Raw genomic sequence first — 584 nt, 5'->3', positions numbered from 1 at the left:
GCCGAACCGAAGCGCCGCAACGGCATCGGTGTGCATTGGTCGGACTTGCCACGATGATGATTGATCCCCGCGTCCTGCCCGAAGCCCGTCGCCTGTTCAATCTCGCAATGGAGATCGAAGGTCGCGACGATCACAATTTTTGGGAAGCGGACGGCGGCCGTCGCAGGGAATATCTCGACGCCGCCGTGGCGCTCAACAGCATGCTCGGCCTGTCATTGTTCGATTGCTGCCCGATCGACGCGGGCGGCGAGATGCCGTCATGGGAGCAACATCCGGAGAGCTGGCGGCACGCGGCCGAGCTGCGTGCGGAGCTGATCGGCGCGTGAAGCCGTGTCCCTCGATCCCCGCGCCATCGATATGCTCGGCCAGCGCTGTCATCGGCTGGTGGTCGAGGCGCATGCCGGGAGCCACATCAAGCCGGGCGGCAAGAGCTATCAGGCGCTATGGTCGTGCCGCTGCGACTGTGGCCAGCACGTCATCGTGACCGGCTGGGCACTGCGCAGCGGTTGGACCAAGTCATGCGGCTGCGCGCGGGTGGATGCGAACAGACGCCGTGCCCGTTTCAAAGGAAGATCAAGATAGGA

1 protein-coding gene is annotated in these 584 nt (G+C 64.6%); it reads left to right on the top strand.

What is annotated here, in order from left to right; genetic code table 11:
* Positions 1-326: hypothetical protein (locus tag AC1RQP_RS40195; protein WP_492943318.1), on the top strand; the 326-nt coding region annotated here is incomplete at its 5' end.
* Positions 327-584: the final 258 nt, after the last annotated feature.

The sequence above is a fragment of the Bradyrhizobium sp. GW821-FHT13H06 genome (assembly GCF_058803975.1).
The sequence above is the reverse complement of the archived record's forward strand: the minus strand, read 5'-3'. Positions and strand labels throughout refer to the sequence as shown.